Annotated in this window: 11 protein-coding genes; 3 read left to right on the top strand and 8 right to left on the bottom strand. The window is 51.9% G+C overall.

Features of this window, described 5'->3' with window-relative positions; genetic code table 11:
• Window positions 1-30 precede the first annotated feature (30 nt).
• The 4 genes from J2X61_RS21455 to J2X61_RS21440 form a co-directional block, all read right to left on the bottom strand.
• On the bottom strand, window positions 31-1,386 hold the full coding sequence (locus tag J2X61_RS21455; protein WP_310190448.1) for an ABC transporter substrate-binding protein: 1,356 nt from the start codon (window positions 1,384-1,386) through the stop codon (window positions 31-33).
• A 1,241-nt stretch (window positions 1,387-2,627) separates the two neighbouring features.
• Complete coding sequence (locus tag J2X61_RS21450; RefSeq protein WP_310190445.1) at window positions 2,628-3,551, bottom strand: nucleoside hydrolase; 924 nt, start codon at window positions 3,549-3,551, stop codon at window positions 2,628-2,630.
• Window positions 3,552-3,592: 41 nt separating this feature from the next.
• Entirely contained in the window at window positions 3,593-4,687 is a 1,095-nt protein-coding gene (locus tag J2X61_RS21445; RefSeq protein ID WP_274467795.1) for a low temperature requirement protein A, read from the bottom strand.
• 70 nt (window positions 4,688-4,757) lie between these two features.
• Window positions 4,758-6,311, bottom strand: a complete 1,554-nt coding sequence (locus tag J2X61_RS21440; RefSeq protein ID WP_310190441.1) for an FAD-dependent oxidoreductase — start codon at window positions 6,309-6,311, stop codon at window positions 4,758-4,760.
• A 218-nt stretch (window positions 6,312-6,529) separates the two neighbouring features.
• On the opposite strand from J2X61_RS21440, the gene J2X61_RS21435 reads away from it, so the two are divergent.
• Window positions 6,530-8,914: an immune inhibitor A domain-containing protein gene (locus J2X61_RS21435; RefSeq protein WP_396135480.1), complete on the top strand. Its 2,385-nt coding sequence runs from the start codon at window positions 6,530-6,532 to the stop codon at window positions 8,912-8,914.
• Window positions 8,915-8,964: 50 nt separating this feature from the next.
• On the opposite strand, the gene J2X61_RS21430 is transcribed toward J2X61_RS21435, so the two are convergent.
• The 4 genes from J2X61_RS21430 to J2X61_RS21415 all read right to left on the bottom strand — a co-directional run bounded on the left by J2X61_RS21430 (window position 8,965) and on the right by J2X61_RS21415 (window position 13,606).
• Complete coding sequence (locus tag J2X61_RS21430) at window positions 8,965-9,330, bottom strand: group I truncated hemoglobin (protein WP_310190438.1); 366 nt, start codon at window positions 9,328-9,330, stop codon at window positions 8,965-8,967.
• Between the two features lie 55 nt (window positions 9,331-9,385).
• On the bottom strand, window positions 9,386-11,569 hold the full coding sequence (locus J2X61_RS21425; protein WP_310190436.1) for a sensor histidine kinase: 2,184 nt from the start codon (window positions 11,567-11,569) through the stop codon (window positions 9,386-9,388).
• Window positions 11,547-12,239, bottom strand: a complete 693-nt coding sequence (locus J2X61_RS21420; protein WP_310190434.1) for a response regulator transcription factor — start codon at window positions 12,237-12,239, stop codon at window positions 11,547-11,549. The genes J2X61_RS21425 and J2X61_RS21420 overlap by 23 nt, the downstream gene beginning before the upstream one ends.
• A 164-nt stretch (window positions 12,240-12,403) precedes the next feature.
• Complete coding sequence (locus tag J2X61_RS21415; protein ID WP_274469271.1) at window positions 12,404-13,606, bottom strand: MFS transporter; 1,203 nt, start codon at window positions 13,604-13,606, stop codon at window positions 12,404-12,406.
• 207 nt (window positions 13,607-13,813) lie between these two features.
• On the opposite strand from J2X61_RS21415, the gene J2X61_RS21410 reads away from it, so the two are divergent.
• Both J2X61_RS21410 and J2X61_RS21405 read left to right on the top strand, forming a co-directional pair.
• A complete protein-coding gene (locus J2X61_RS21410) occupies window positions 13,814-14,149 on the top strand; it encodes a winged helix-turn-helix transcriptional regulator (RefSeq protein WP_274467789.1) in 336 nt (111 codons plus the stop codon).
• A 13-nt stretch (window positions 14,150-14,162) separates the two neighbouring features.
• Entirely contained in the window at window positions 14,163-14,321 is a 159-nt protein-coding gene (locus J2X61_RS21405) for a hypothetical protein (protein ID WP_274467788.1), read from the top strand.
• Window positions 14,322-14,528: the final 207 nt, after the last annotated feature.

The following is a 14,528-nucleotide window of genomic DNA, read 5'->3' as shown; positions in this document are numbered from 1 at the left end:
TCCTACCTGCTCCACCCTTGTGACTTCAGCCTATTTCGTATTTGACTTGACGAGGTCCTCGACCGCTTTCTGCGCTTTGTCGAGCGCATCCTTGGCAGACTGCTTGCCCAGGATCGCTTCATCGATCTGCGGGTTCACCAGATTTAAGAAATCAGGCGCTGCGACGGGAACCGGTGCAAGTACAGTGGATTTCAAGTTATCGACTGTGAATTTGTATACGGGATCCTTAATCAATTCCGGATCATTGGACGCTTTAATATTGGAAACGTTATCAAAATTGAACTGAGCCCAATACTTCTGCGCATCCACATCCGTCATATACTTCATGAACTCCCAGCTTTCTTCGGGATGCTTGGCACCGTACGGGATTTCGATCGTAAAGCCGCCGCCGATGCTCCAGTTGCCGCTTCCCTCTTTGAACTCAGGTATTGGCGCGATGCCGAAATCCTCTTTCTTAGGGGCAAAGTCGCGAATTTGTGTCCAGAACGTGCCCGCATCGATTTTCATTGCCAGCTTGCCGGCGATCAGCGGATCGTTCGTTTTGCTGCCGAAGCTTGCTTTGAAGGCATCGACTTCTTTTTTGCCTAGGCGGGCATCCCAGCTGTTATACCATTCCAGAGCGGCGATGCGGTTCGGCGAGTTGATATAAATGCCTTTGTCATCCAACCAAGGTCTGCCGCCATCGGCATTGTTCAGGAAAATATCCTGACCGCCTGCCAAACGCGGGTGATAACCTAAGCGCTCGATTTTGCCATTGTTGATCTTATCGATTTTCTTGGCGTACTCTTCGAGTTCAGCCCAAGTTTTCGGCGGCTTCTCCGAATCCAGTCCCGCTTCCTTGAATATCGCTTTGTTGTAGAACAATACGCGTGTGTCCGTTACGAATGGCAGCGCATATACTTCGTCTTTGTATTTCATAGCATTATATAAGTTCGGGAAGAAGCGGTCTTGAATATTATCCTTGGCCAGGTAAGGCGTTAGGTTCGTGACTTGCTTTTTGCTTGCGCGCTGTGCGACTTGCGAAATATCGTGAATGATAACATCAGGCGGATTGCCTGCTGCGATGGCCGCAAGCTCTTTCGTCCAACCGTCTCCGTATGGCAGGAAAGTGTGTTTCACCGTGATGCGGTCTTGAGATGCATTGAAATCGCTAATAATCTTCTCAATGATCGGACGGCGTGTCGTTGAACCCCAGTGCGTCCAGAAATCCAATGTCACTTTGCCCTTCGGTTTCTCTGCGGCTGTACTCGCAGCCGGAGCTGCCGTCGTTGCGCCTGCGCTTGCGCTCGGGCTTTGGCTTTGGTTCGAGCTGCATGCCGTCAACACGATCCCGGTTGTAAGCGCTGTACTCATTAGAACCAACATGGACTTGTTTGCTCTCTTCATACGGTTTCATTCCCCCTAATAAAATGGTTAGACACCTAATGCCACATACGGATCAACTCCACATCATGGATGACGGATCCCACAACAGAAGTTTAGAACCCCACAAAGTTAAACGCTTCCAATGTGGCTTCATGAAGCCTATAGCTATATATTACCCACAATCCCTCAGATGTCAACAAAATCTTAAGCGCTTACATATGTGTTGTTGTGGTATTGATGCGAACAACCCTCAAGAAACCGCGTATATACTAGATAATCCGACACAAATCGAGAGCGGTAGTTACACTCGCGCTACCTATGCTGCTGCCCCCTTAAGTGACTAATACGGTGGTTTACTGAATCCGGGTTGCGGGCGGGATCTGAGGGGAGCGATTGCTATCTAGGGGGACCGACTCCGGGGCTTTGTGCTCCATATGGGACTTTCTGTGGTATCTGCAATTGGCCTGTCCTACTGCGTTTCGGCTGTACTCCGTTCCGGGCTGGGGAGAGATTTGAGGAGAGCGATTAGTATCTAGGGGGGACCGACTCCGGGGCTCTGTGCTTCTTATGGGACTTTCTGTGGTATCTGCAATTGGTCTGTCCTACTGTTTTCCGGCTGTTCTACTCCGCTCCGGCTAGGGAGGGATCTGAGGGGAGCGACTGCTATCTAGGGGGGGCCGACCTCGGGGCTTTGTGCTCCATATGGGACTTCTGTGGTATCTGCAATTGGCCTGTCCTACTGCGTTCTGGCTGTTCTACTGTGTTCCGGGCTGCGGGAAGCTGCAATTGTTGTTTTTTGTGTAACATTGGGAGATTAGCTACTTGGGTGGTGATAGTGTCGTTGGTGTTTGGTGAAGTTACGCTCTGCAATGGCAGATGTGAGGTGAATAATCGGGGATTGTTACTTTCTTACTGGCGAGAAGACAGCGCTATAACGCTCAGTGCCAGTCGCGCGTTGTGCTTCGCAGCTGGTTCACATGGAAACTCAAAATTGTCAGGTGTCAGTCCCTACTCGCTCGATTCTATATGAAAAATCATATGCTTCTGGCCGGTTATCTCTTTTTGTATTCGAAAAATCATATAGATGACGAAGCTACGCCCCCGCCTACAGGACGAAGCCACGCCACGCCCCCCTTCATGCGTCGGAGCAACAACGCGCAGCACCGGCCGGGCTGCCGATGATCCGCGTCTGTCTTAGCGCGCTGCCGATCAACGAAGCATCGCGCTTCATGCGGCAGCGCCTGCTGCTCCTGGTTGAGGTTTCACCTCGCCAGCTTTTGAAACAAATCCTTAAACACCCGGTCCCGCCGGACGAAATGGACATAGCGGATAAAATGCCGGGAAGCGTCGAAGCTGTACCGGAAATCCTCCGATAAAATGGGACTGTGCACCAGCTCATTGGGCAGCCAGCTTTCATCGATCAGGTAGGCGATCGTAGCGATATCCCAGATGACGCGGGAATAAGCGAAATGGTCATCGGCACAACCTTCGTACGTTTCATACAAATAGTTGCCGATCTCTCCCTTGTCCTTCACGAACTCGCGTACTTCCGGCAGTGTAGTCAGCAGGTGTGAGGTGACACCCATGCAAGGAATCAGCACGAGCGGAACGCCGCAATTCAGCACGGTTCGAGAAGCATGCAAGTCCTGCGCCAGGTTGAACTCCCTCGTATCCGGCCACTGCAGCGAATGCCCGCCCAGCCAGACGACGACGATTTTCTCGATGATGCGGGGCTCCAACAATATGGCGGATGCCACATTCGTGATAGCGCCGATAGCTACGACATAGAGCGGGTCATCGTCAGGCGAAGCCATCGCCCGTTCCACGAGATTCAAGGCCGCAGCGCTCTTCTGCGGAGCTTCCGGCCCCGCCAAATAAGCTGTCGACCCCCGGTAAACCGGAATGCCTGACATCTCCGGTAGAAGCGCAGCGATCTTCAACAGCTCTTGGTAGCTTTTCTCCATGCCGTCCTCGGGTCCCTCTGACAATTCATTATGGAACGGCGCCGCATAGAATGCTTCGATCCGCAGCTTTTCCGGCGATTTCAACGCATAGACGACCGCGAATTGGTCATCAATTTCATTGAAGGTATCCGTGTCCAGCACCATGCGGAGTTGACGGCCTGGATCGGGACGGGACAAACGCTCCAGCAATTTACTTTGCGATAAGTTCGGATAAGAAATCATTTCACAACAGCCTCCCTTGTCATGACACTGCCATCAAGCGTTCAGCGAGTCGCTATTCGCGCGTACAGCATGAAGAAAACGGCCACTTCACCGAGAATGATATAGCTGGGGACAACGACAAACCAATCAAACAGCAGGAACGCGCCCCATACGCCAAGAAAAAGAAACAAATGAGCAGGCTTCAGCTGTAAATGTTTATGCCTGTAACGGTGGAATATGGCTGTCGTCGACGCGAAATATAGCAGCACGGAGAGAAACACCATGCCCAGTATAAATCTGTAGGACAACTGCTCCATAAATAAGAGCTGAATGGACGCTGCTACGGTGCTTAGCGATAAATAAACGAACAAATGCCCATAGATGATCGTTTGGCCCGCTGTTTGCAGCCCCTTGTCCACTTTCCTCTCGATATTTTCAAAATACTGCCACCAAATCGCAATCACGACCACGAATGCCAGAGCCGCGAACACAACGGAAGACCATGACCCATTGCTCGACTGCAGAACGGCCAACGTACTGACCACGGACTCGCCAAGCAAAATCAGCGTGAACAAGGCGAAGCGTTCCAACAAATGATGCGTGTTGATGGGTGTATGTACCAGAATGCGTCTTCCGATGACAGGCAGAAGCACATCAACGGCAATGCCCGCGTAAAGAATTAAATACCGGACCCACGAATCGAAGAAAAGCGAAGCGCTCGAGATTACGATACCGATCCAGAACCGGCTTCCCAGGTACCGTGCGGTCGCGGCCCGGTGGGAGGTTTCTCCCTTTTGAACAGCTAAGTATTGCAGTGCGGTAAGCACTCTTGATCCGATATACCCTATGAAAAACGGCACATAGTAGCGATCGAAATCGGTTGATAAGCTAAAGGTCATGATCAGCACGAAGAACAGCTGCAAAATCATATAAATACGATGGGCGAAAACATCCTCGCCATACCGGTTATTGAACAGTGTTTGTCCAACCCATGCCCACCAGATCGGGATAAAAATCAGCACGAATTTGACGAGATATTCCAGATGAATCGTCCCGTGATCCGCATGCAGCAGCACATGGGTGGATTTGGAAACCGCCGCAACAAACAGTAAATCGTAAAATAACTCCAGCCAGGTTACTTTCTTGACAACGTTCATATCAGTCCTCCATAAATAGGCATAAGTCCACTTCCTGCACCTATTATACCGAAAATATGGAGGCACATCGTTATTTATTTTGCGCGGACGCCATGTTCACTTGGCTGAGCGGTTTCTTGGCCGGCCCTTCCATGACGTCGCCATTATACGCAAACCGCGACCCGTGACACGGACAGTCCCACGTCCGCTCCGCCTCATTCCACTCGACCTCGCAGCCCATGTGCGTGCAAGTCGTATCCACGACATGCAGCTCGCCGGCTGCATCCCGGTAGGCGCCGGCTCTGCGCCCGTTCACACGGACAACCGCTCCCTCATCGGGAGCAAGCTCCTCCGCCTTGCGGTGAACGATATCAACTTTGCCTGCGATCAGATGCTTGGCGACATCGGCATTTTGAACGACAAACGTCTTGATGTCGGGATCTGCGTGAAAACGCGATGGCGAGAACAGCTCCTCATACGGGCTCGATTCACCGGTTACCAAGCGGGCGTTTAATAAAGCGGCCGCAACGCTTGTGGTCATGCCCCATTTCTTAAAGCCTGTAGCCAGTAAAATATGAGGCTGATCTTTCAGCTCCTTGCCGATATAAGGCAGCTTGTCGAGCGTAAACAAATCTTGTGCCGACCAATGGTATACGACCTCCTGCAGATCAAAATGTTCCGCTCCGAACTCCCGGAGCTTCTCATAATATTGAAACGTGCAGATGCCTTGCCCCGTTTTGTGGCCTTCTCCGCCGATCAGCAGCAGCTCCTCGCCGTTCGCCGTCACCGTGCGGAGCGAGCGGGCCGGATTGTCGCTGCTAAGGTACATGCCGCCGGCAAGCTTCTTCCCTGTCCGGGCTGCGAGTGCATAGGAGCGCTCCGCGTGCAGCCGTGCAAAGTAGAAGCCGCCCTTGTCGATACAAGGGAAATGCGAGCAGACAATGACATAGGGGCTCGTGACGCGGAAGCCGTCGCTTGTTTTGACGACAGCCGGAGGTCCCTTCTCCATGCCTGTGACGGTCGTTTGTTCGAACAATTGCCCGCCCAGCCGGAGGAAATGTTCCTTCAGATGGTTCAGGAATGGTATGGGATCGAATTGCGCTTGCTTTCTCATGACGACAGCCGCACGTGTCTCGTAAGGAAGCGGCACATGCTCGGCCAATCCGCCGGGAATACCCAGCTTGTCGTAAGCGCTGCACTCGTCCATGATTTTCTTGACGCCGGACTCCGAGCCCGTGTAGATATAGGCATCCTCCTCCTTGAGCTGGCACGCAATGTGATGTTCGGCGACAAGCTGCTTGACCCACTGCAGCGCTTCGTGATTCGCCTCGTAATAAAGCCGGGCGTTCTCCATTCCGAAGTGAGAAATAAATTCATCGTACACAAGATTGTGCTGCGCCGTGATTTTTGCCGTCGTATGGCCGGTTGTGCCGTGATAAATCCGCCCTGCATCCAGCAGAGCGACCTTGAGCCCCTTCGTCGCGAGGAGATAAGCCGTTGTCATCCCCGTTATACCCGCTCCAACGACGGTCACGTCCACCTGCAAATCCTTGTCCAGCTTGGGATAGCTGTCTATATGGGCCGTGCTTAGCCACAGCGATTTGGGAAACTGCGGCAGTGCCGGCTTAGTCGATTCGATTGACATGATCATAGCCTCCTGAAAAACCTCTTTTGGATAAATTATCCGCTTCTCCCTCTATTTATTCTACAAATTCCTCCTTTTCCGCTCACAAAAAGTCGAAAGAGGAAATATGTGGTAGGCCTATCTGCGCAGGTCTAGCAGCACTTACTAGATTTGGCAATCTATTATTTAATTTAACTGTACAACGGTCAATTAAATCCACTAGTAGGAGGTTGCCTTATTTGACAAAACGCATCTTGAAAATGACTAACGTGCTGTTCGCAACAAGCTTAACGCTAGGCCTCTTCGCCACCGCAGCAGCCGCTGCCGGAGCGGAAGCCGGCACCCCGGAATCGCTGGAAGCTCTCGAATCGCCGCCAATCGACGCGATGGTGGTCAATGACGAGAGACTGGCCAAGGGACTGATGGACCGCGGGATCCTAAGCAAAGCAGCAACTCCGGAACAAATATCCAAAGCGGTAAAATCCTATTTATCTATCAAAAATAATAAACTTGCCAATCCGAAAACGGATCCGCAAAGCAGGCTTCACAACGAAATCGACCAAAAGTCGAAGGCGTTCCTAGCCAAGCAGAAAGCTCAGCTTTCCTCGCAAATGAACCGAGGCCTCGATAACCTGAAGAAAGGCAACGGTAACGGCATCCCGATCCCGTCGGCCAAGCAAAGCGGCTATAACGGCCCCGTGCGCGAAGACAAGGTGCTTGTTCTTTTGGCGGAATTCGCGGATCTGAAGCATAACAATGTGAAGCAGGAGCCCGGCTTCATGTATGCCAAGGATTTCAACCGCGAGCACTACCAGAATTTGATGTTCGGAGATAAGGATTTCAAACTGTTCGACGGCTCCAAAATTCAAACGTTCAAGCAGTATTATGAGGAACAATCCGGCGGCAGCTATACGGTGGACGGCTATGTGTCCGACTGGTTGACGGTGCCGGGCAGCGCTGCGCAATACGGGGACGACAATCCGGCCGGGGGCCACGACAACTTAAATCCGCTAGGCCCTCGCGATCTTGTGAAGGATGCGCTCAATGCCGCTGTTGCCAATGGGCTTAATCTGGCGGATTACGACAAGTTCGATCTCTATGATCTCGACGGCGACGGTAATCAGAACGAACCGGACGGTTTGGTCGATCACTTGATGATCATTCACGCCGGAACCGGACAAGAAGCCGGCGGAGGCGCCTTGGGCGACAATGCCATCTGGTCCCATCGTTGGACCTTGAACGGCGTATACCCGGTGCCCGGCACGACGGCCGGTGTAGATTATTGGGGCGGCCGCATGGCGGCCTATGATTACACCATCCAGCCCGAAGACGGAGCGGTAGGCGTATTCGCCCACGAGTTCGGTCACGATCTCGGACTTCCGGATGAATACGACACCCAATATACCGGACAAGGAGAGCCCGTTGCATCCTGGTCGATCATGAGCGGCGGCAGCTGGAACGGGAACATTGCAGGCACGACTCCGACCTCCTTCTCCCCGCAGAACAAAGATTTCTTCCAGAGGACGATGGGCGGTAATTGGGCGAAGGTGACGGAAATCAACGCATCCGACATTAATCAGCTGGGCACTGCGGCGATCATCGATCAAAGCGTGACGAAATCCAACAATCCGGGAATCGTCAAGGTGAATTTGCCGGATAAAGCGGTGCCTGGCATACAGCCGGCGTTCGGTTCGCGCTACTATTACAGTACGAAAGGCGATAATCTGCACACGACGCTTTCTACACCTGAGTTCGATTTGACCCATGCCCAAACGGCATCATTTGATTTTAAATCCTTATACGAGGTTGAATTCGAATACGATTATCTTACCGTTACAGCAGTCACTTACACAGGGCAGGAAGTGACGCTGGATGTGATCGGCGACGAGGATACGAATGGCGATGCCAAAGCGGAAACGACGAACGGGACTTGGGTCGACAAGTCCTACGACTTAACGCCGTTCGCCGGCTCCAAAGTGTCCCTGCACTTCGATTATGTCACGGACGGCGGTCTGGCTCTGAACGGATTCGCCATGGATAATGCCAAATTAACGGTAGACGGCCAAACCGTCTTCTCCGACGATGCGGAAGGCCCATCCGGCTTTGCCTTGAACGGCTTCATCCAATCGAATGGAGTGGAAATGAAGAAGCACTATTACTACCTCGAGTGGCGAAATTATGCGGGTTCGGATAAAGCATTGGCATTCAGCCGCGGTGTCAAATACAATACAGGACTCGTCGTCTGGTACGCGGATGACAGCTACCTCGACAACTGGGTCGGCATCCATCCCGGCCAAGGGTTCCTCGGGGTCGTCGATTCCCATCCGAAAGCCATGATATTCCAGAAGGACGGTCAGGACTCCGTCTCCCAAACGACCCGCTATCAAGTTGCGGATGCCGCTTTCTCTTTGGACAAAACACCATCCTGGTATGTGAACAATGAATTGAGAGGCGAGTATACCTACAAATCGCAGCCTGGTGTCGAGCAGTTCTCAGACTCCAAAGTGTATATGGATCAATTAATCCCGGATGCCGGACGCCTTGTCCCGAACTACGGCCTGAAGTTCCATGTCGTCGGCGAAGCGAAAGATAATTCCGCCGGGTTAATCTGGATTCATAAATAAAATCAAAAGGGCTCCCGCCAAGTCGTGTTAACTTGGCGGGAGCCCTTCGCCTATTTGTACAGAATATCATCCTTCAGCGCAGCCACATGCCCAATCACTTGATCAATGTCTAACTGCGGCACACCGAAATGTGCAAGAGCATTCGCGAGATGCCCCGCAACCGCCTGAAAATGCTCCGGCTGCAGATTCATCCCCGTATGCGCCTTCGCCATGGAGAGCCCGGAATATTGATTCGGCCCGCCTAATGCGAAGGAAATGAACTTCGTTTGGTGCTTGCGCTGTTTCTCCATGTCGGTGTTTTTGAAGAAGTCATTGATCGTATCATCCGCTAGAATGAGTTCGTAGAAATAGTCCACCACTTTGCCAATGGCCTGTTCTCCGCCAAGTTTATCATATAAGGTTGTTGTTTGATCCACAAAGTTTATCCTTTCCAAGTTTACTCATGGAATACTTTACCCGTTTTTTACCGAATCATACCTTCGTCTTCCGAAATAACACGGTCACTTTGAACAAATCGCCGTCCATCTCAATGTGCAGCTCACCGCCTTGCAGCTCGGCGATGCTTTTGGCAATGGATAACCCCAATCCGGAGCCCTCCGTATGGCGGGACTGATCCCCGCGCTTGAAGCGCTCGAACAGCTCCTCCGCCTCGAAATCGAGCTCGTACGCGGACACGTTTTTGATCGTGAAAATAACGTTCTCCTGCTCTTCGCGCAGGTTCAGATGCACTCTCGTGTGCGGCATCGCATACTTCAATGCGTTGGAAATCAAATTTTCAAAGATGCGCCACGTTTTACGTCCGTCCAGAGCCGCGGTAATCTGCGGATGTTCAATATGTATGCGGAAACCGGCTGCGGAGCTTTCGATTTTATCGCTGAATTCGGCCAAAGCCTGGCTCAGTAAGGAGGAAACGTTAACGGTTTCCACTTGCAGCTCGACAGCTCCGCTCGACATTTTGGAAGCTTCGAACAGATCGTCAATGAGCACCTTCAGCCTCTGCGTCTTGCGGTCCAGGACCTCCACATAGCGCTCTGTGGTCTCCGGCGTCAAATCCTTCTGTTTCAGCAGATCGACATAATTGATGATGGAGGTGAGCGGCGTTTTGAGATCATGGGAAACGTTCGTAATCAGCTCCGTCTTCAGCCGTTCGCTCCGCATTTCCTTATCGAGCAGCTGCTTGAAGCCGGCCTTCATATTGTTCAATTGGCCTGCCAGGAGCGCCAGATGGCCTCGGCCCTTCTCGGGAATCGACTCGGTCATATGGCCTGAGGCCATCTGCTCGGCGGTTGTTATGATGCGCTGAAACCGGACCAACCTTCGGTACACGTACGGCACGATCGTAGCGCTGTAGAGCACGATATAGAGGAGTCCGAAAAATAAAAGTTCAGGCGCACTGTCTATTTCAGCCATTCCGATGAAAGCCATGATGAGAAATCCGCCTAATAGAACCGTCGCTCCGCCGACGAAGCCGGCCTTGAACAGAACCGATTGGCTAATGAACCGCCTCCCGACCAGAGCGGACGCTCTTCGGACTAGGCTGCGGCTCCACTGGTCATGCCACTCTCCCTTCCCGGCTGACATGCGCATGGCGTCGATAACGAACAAGATGAACAGTGTCGCGGTAATGACCAGCCAAGTCCATTCGACGAATTGACCGAACCGGATCGGCAATTGAAAGAACGAGTTGCCGCCGACCTGCAGCAGCCCGATGCCCATAATGAAGATAGCCGCCAACAAACGAACATCGACTGGCATACGCCGGATCCAGGTCAGAGATAGCTCCTCGCGTACGATGCGGAATTCCTGTACCCTTACGAAATACCACGTTAGCAGTCCCAGAACGGCCAGATTCACAGCAAGTACGCCGAGCTCCACAAGCAGCCGGTCGCGGATGTTGTTCAAATAAGCATAATCGGCATGGATTTGGCTGAAGCCGGGGGCGGTTCGCGGAATAAGCAGATACCCTTCGAGACCATTCGCCTGAAAATATTTATTGATCCCGGACAGCAACAGGCTGCTCGCATCCGCCTGCGGCAGTTTTAATCCAAATAAAGCTTGCGTCACGTCCGCGCCGGAGGGCTCCTTCGACAAATTGGTATAAGTGCGATGGGCGTTCTTGTCACGTATGTAATACTGGAAGCCGCCGCTTCGCGCAGCGAGACTGGCTTTCACGTCGTTCCATTCTTTATTTTTGTACGCCAAATATTCCGCCTTTCGGATCTCCATCAATTTCGGAATTTCGAGGGGGATCTGCGCCAGCTGCCGGTCCCGTTGCTCTTCCAGCTGTCTGACTTCTTCCGGCTTTTCACGGTTCTTCGCTTCCGCAATGCGATCCTCATACAGACTTTGTGCCCGGTTGATTCCCCGCTGCTCCATCGCCGCGTATTGCTCCTGCCACGCTGCCATGCGTTTATCGCCGATCTTCTCATCGTCCTTAAGCGACGGATAGTTCGCATTTTCCACCGTGTAACGAATCAGATTCCAATGCAGCGCCAACTCGTCATTGAACGCCTTGCTGTGCAGATAAGCTTCTTTCCTCAACAGCTCGTTATGAACCAGCAAGTCGGCTGCTGTGCAGACGGCGAAAACAGCCGCATACATATACGAAACCCACAACAACCCCCGCACATATTTATTTCTCAATCTTGTAACCAATGCCCCATACCACCTTCAAATATTTTGGCTCCCGCGGATTGATTTCTATCTTCTCACGAATTCGCCGCACATGGACGGCCACGGTGTTCTCCGCATTGAAGCAGGTTTCCTTCCAAACTTTCTCATAAATCTCTTCAATTGAGAAAACCCGTCCTTTGTTCTCCAACAGCAGCTCAAGAATTTTATATTCCGTTGCCGTCAAGCGCACTTCTTCGCCGTCTACGGATACGTTCTTAGTCGCTTTGTTCAAGACCAGCCCGCGCACCTCCAGCTCGTTGTCGCTCGGCTGATAATTTCCGAAACGGATATATCTCCGCAGCTGCGATTTGACCCGCGCCACCAGCTCCAGCGGATTAAACGGCTTTCCCATATAATCGTCGGCGCCAACGTTCAAACCTATGATTTTGTCCGTATCCTCCGTCTTGGCCGAAAGCATCAGAATCGGAATATTCCGGCTCTCCCGCACTTTAAACGCCGTTTGAATCCCATCCATTTGAGGCATCATAACATCAAGAATCATCAGATGGATGTCATGCTCCTCCAGCATTTGGAGGGCTTGCTTTCCGTTATTGGCTTTGAAAATATTCATATTCTCGTTTCTCAAATAGATCTCTATCGCGTCCTGGATTTCGAGCTCATCGTCCACGACGAGAATGTTGTATCTCTGCATGCTCTAACCTCTCATCTCTGAAATGGATGCTGCCGCGGCAAACGTTCATCCCTATTCCTATAGTAATGGATGACATTTACAAATAACTATTTAAAAATATGACAAATTTCTTAAGAATGATAGAGAAAAAACCGCCACAGCCCGTGTGACGGTTTTACATTTCATTATTTTCGTTCCAGTTTGGCGGAAATGCCTGTAAGAAGTGCGGCAGCCACAACCATCAATCCGCCGATCCATGGCGTATGTCCGAGACCGATGGTGTCGACAACCACACCTCCGACAATAGAGCCTACTGCGATACCGATATTGAACGCAGCGATGTTCAGTGCAGAAGCGACATCGACTGCCGAAGGCACGTATTTCTCGGCGAGCTGTACAATGTTCAGCTGCAAGCCCGGCACGTTCATGAAGGCCAGCAGACCCATCAGGAAGACCCCAATCAAGCCGGCCGTCTTGAACGGCAGCATGAAAGTCAGCATAATCAAGATCGCAGCCTGGCCGATAAACATCCAGAATAATGCGCGCAGCGCATTGCCATTAGCCCACTTGCCGCCGACCGAATTGCCGATCGCCACGGCGATCCCGTACACCAGCAGCACAACGGAGATAACATGCTGACTCAACCCTGTTACATCTTGCAATATCGGGGTTAAATAAGTAAAAGCGACGAACGTGCCTCCATACCCGAGCGCTGTGATGGCATAGCCAAGCACTAAGCGGCTATTCGTTACCAGACGAAGCATATCGGACATTTTGGCGGGAGGCGATTGCTTCAAATTTTTGGGGATCAAGGCGGCGCTGGCCAAAACCGCGATGACGCCTAGCAGGGCCACTCCCCAGAATGTCGCCCGCCATCCGAACATTTGCCCGATGAACGTGCCCAGTGGAACCCCAGTTACGGTTGCCACCGTTAGTCCCGTGAACATAAGGGCGATCGCACTGGCCTTCTTGGAAGGCGGTACGAGCTGAACGGCGATCGTGGCTCCGATGGAGAAGAAAACGCCGTGCGAGAAAGCGGTGATGAAGCGTGCAATCAACAGCAGCGAGAACGATGAGGAAAGCGCGGCCGCTGAATTGCCGACGATGAAGATCACCATTAAGAGCATCAGCAGCGTCTTGCGGTTCATCCGATTCGTCAATGCCGTCAAAATAGGTGCGCCCAGCGCGACTCCTATGGCGTAACCGGAAATGAGCAGCCCGGCCAGCGTAATGCCGATGTGCAAATCATCAGCAATTGATGCCAGCAGACCGACTGGAACGAATTCTGTCGTTCCGATCCCGAATGCGCTGATGGCTAGCGCGAGCAGCGCCCATTTTCCAGATTGAACCTTACTTGTTTGCTCTATGGTTGAAGATGATGTTGTCATGGTTTGACTCATAATTACCTCCTGTATATGAATGTGATCCGGCGGCAACACTTTATGATTTGTTGTCTGAGTGCTATTATAGGATCACAGAAACTTTTTGATAAGTACGCACTTTGAAGTATCATAGATACCATGAAGTGCTATAGGTACTCATAAGTACTATAGGCACTATTAAGTACCTATAAAAATTATACGGGAGGTTATCCGATGCCATACAACGTACCGGTGGAAGCAACGCTCGAGGTGATCGGCGGAAAATGGAAGGTCGTTATCCTGTGCCATTTGGACAAAGGTGACAAACGAACAAGCGAATTAAAGCGGCTTATGCCCGACATTACGCAAAAAATGTTGACCCAGCAGCTCCGCGAGCTGGAGGAAGACGGGATGGTCAAGCGTACGAGCTACGACCAGGTACCGCCTAAGGTGGTCTACTCCTTGACGCCGTACGGCTGGTCGTTCAAGCCGATCCTGGATGCGATGTGTGCTTGGGGAGAGCAGCATATTAAGCAAACGGAGGAACTAAGCTTAATAGAAAGCACTTAAGGAGGCGGTTGCTATGAAGATCATGATCACTGCAGCGGAAGCCATTGAGAAGGGCGTCTGGAAGGACATTCTTCGACTGTTCGGCCGCGACAAAGACGAGGAAATCTGGCCGAAAGAGGAATTCATCCTCACGGAAGAGCAAGCGATTCAATTGAAGCTGATTAAGAAGTAGCAGGTATGGCCGCAACTTCTTGAATTTGACGATTGCGAGGGCGTATCGCCTCAAAGCAGGCGAATAGCGGCGCGTAGATGTGGCGTTAGAGCACGGGCTGCCCGCGCCGGGAGCTAACGGACACAGCGTCGCTTATTCGGCTGGTTTCCGCCGATTGCTGATTCTAACGGACACCAGCGGCGCTATTTGCCGTTTGCGAGGGCGATT

The organism is Bacillus sp. 3255 (assembly GCF_031456485.1).
Taxonomy (GTDB): Bacteria; Bacillota; Bacilli; order Paenibacillales; family NBRC-103111; genus Paenibacillus_E.
Note: the sequence above shows the minus strand (reverse complement) of the source record. Positions and strands in the feature narration are given on the sequence as shown.

Coding starts and splice junctions, on each gene's coding strand:
- J2X61_RS21455 (WP_310190448.1), bottom strand. CDS start 1,386: ATGAAGAGAGCAAACAAGTCCATGTTGGTTCTAATGAGTACAGCGCTT.
- J2X61_RS21415 (WP_274469271.1), bottom strand. CDS start 13,606: ATGACAACATCATCTTCAACCATAGAGCAAACAAGTAAGGTTCAATCT.
- J2X61_RS21410 (WP_274467789.1), top strand. CDS start 13,814: ATGCCATACAACGTACCGGTGGAAGCAACGCTCGAGGTGATCGGCGGA.
- J2X61_RS21445 (WP_274467795.1), bottom strand. CDS start 4,687: ATGAACGTTGTCAAGAAAGTAACCTGGCTGGAGTTATTTTACGATTTA.
- J2X61_RS21405 (WP_274467788.1), top strand. CDS start 14,163: ATGAAGATCATGATCACTGCAGCGGAAGCCATTGAGAAGGGCGTCTGG.
- J2X61_RS21420 (WP_310190434.1), bottom strand. CDS start 12,239: ATGCAGAGATACAACATTCTCGTCGTGGACGATGAGCTCGAAATCCAG.
- J2X61_RS21450 (WP_310190445.1), bottom strand. CDS start 3,551: ATGATTTCTTATCCGAACTTATCGCAAAGTAAATTGCTGGAGCGTTTG.
- J2X61_RS21440 (WP_310190441.1), bottom strand. CDS start 6,311: ATGTCAATCGAATCGACTAAGCCGGCACTGCCGCAGTTTCCCAAATCG.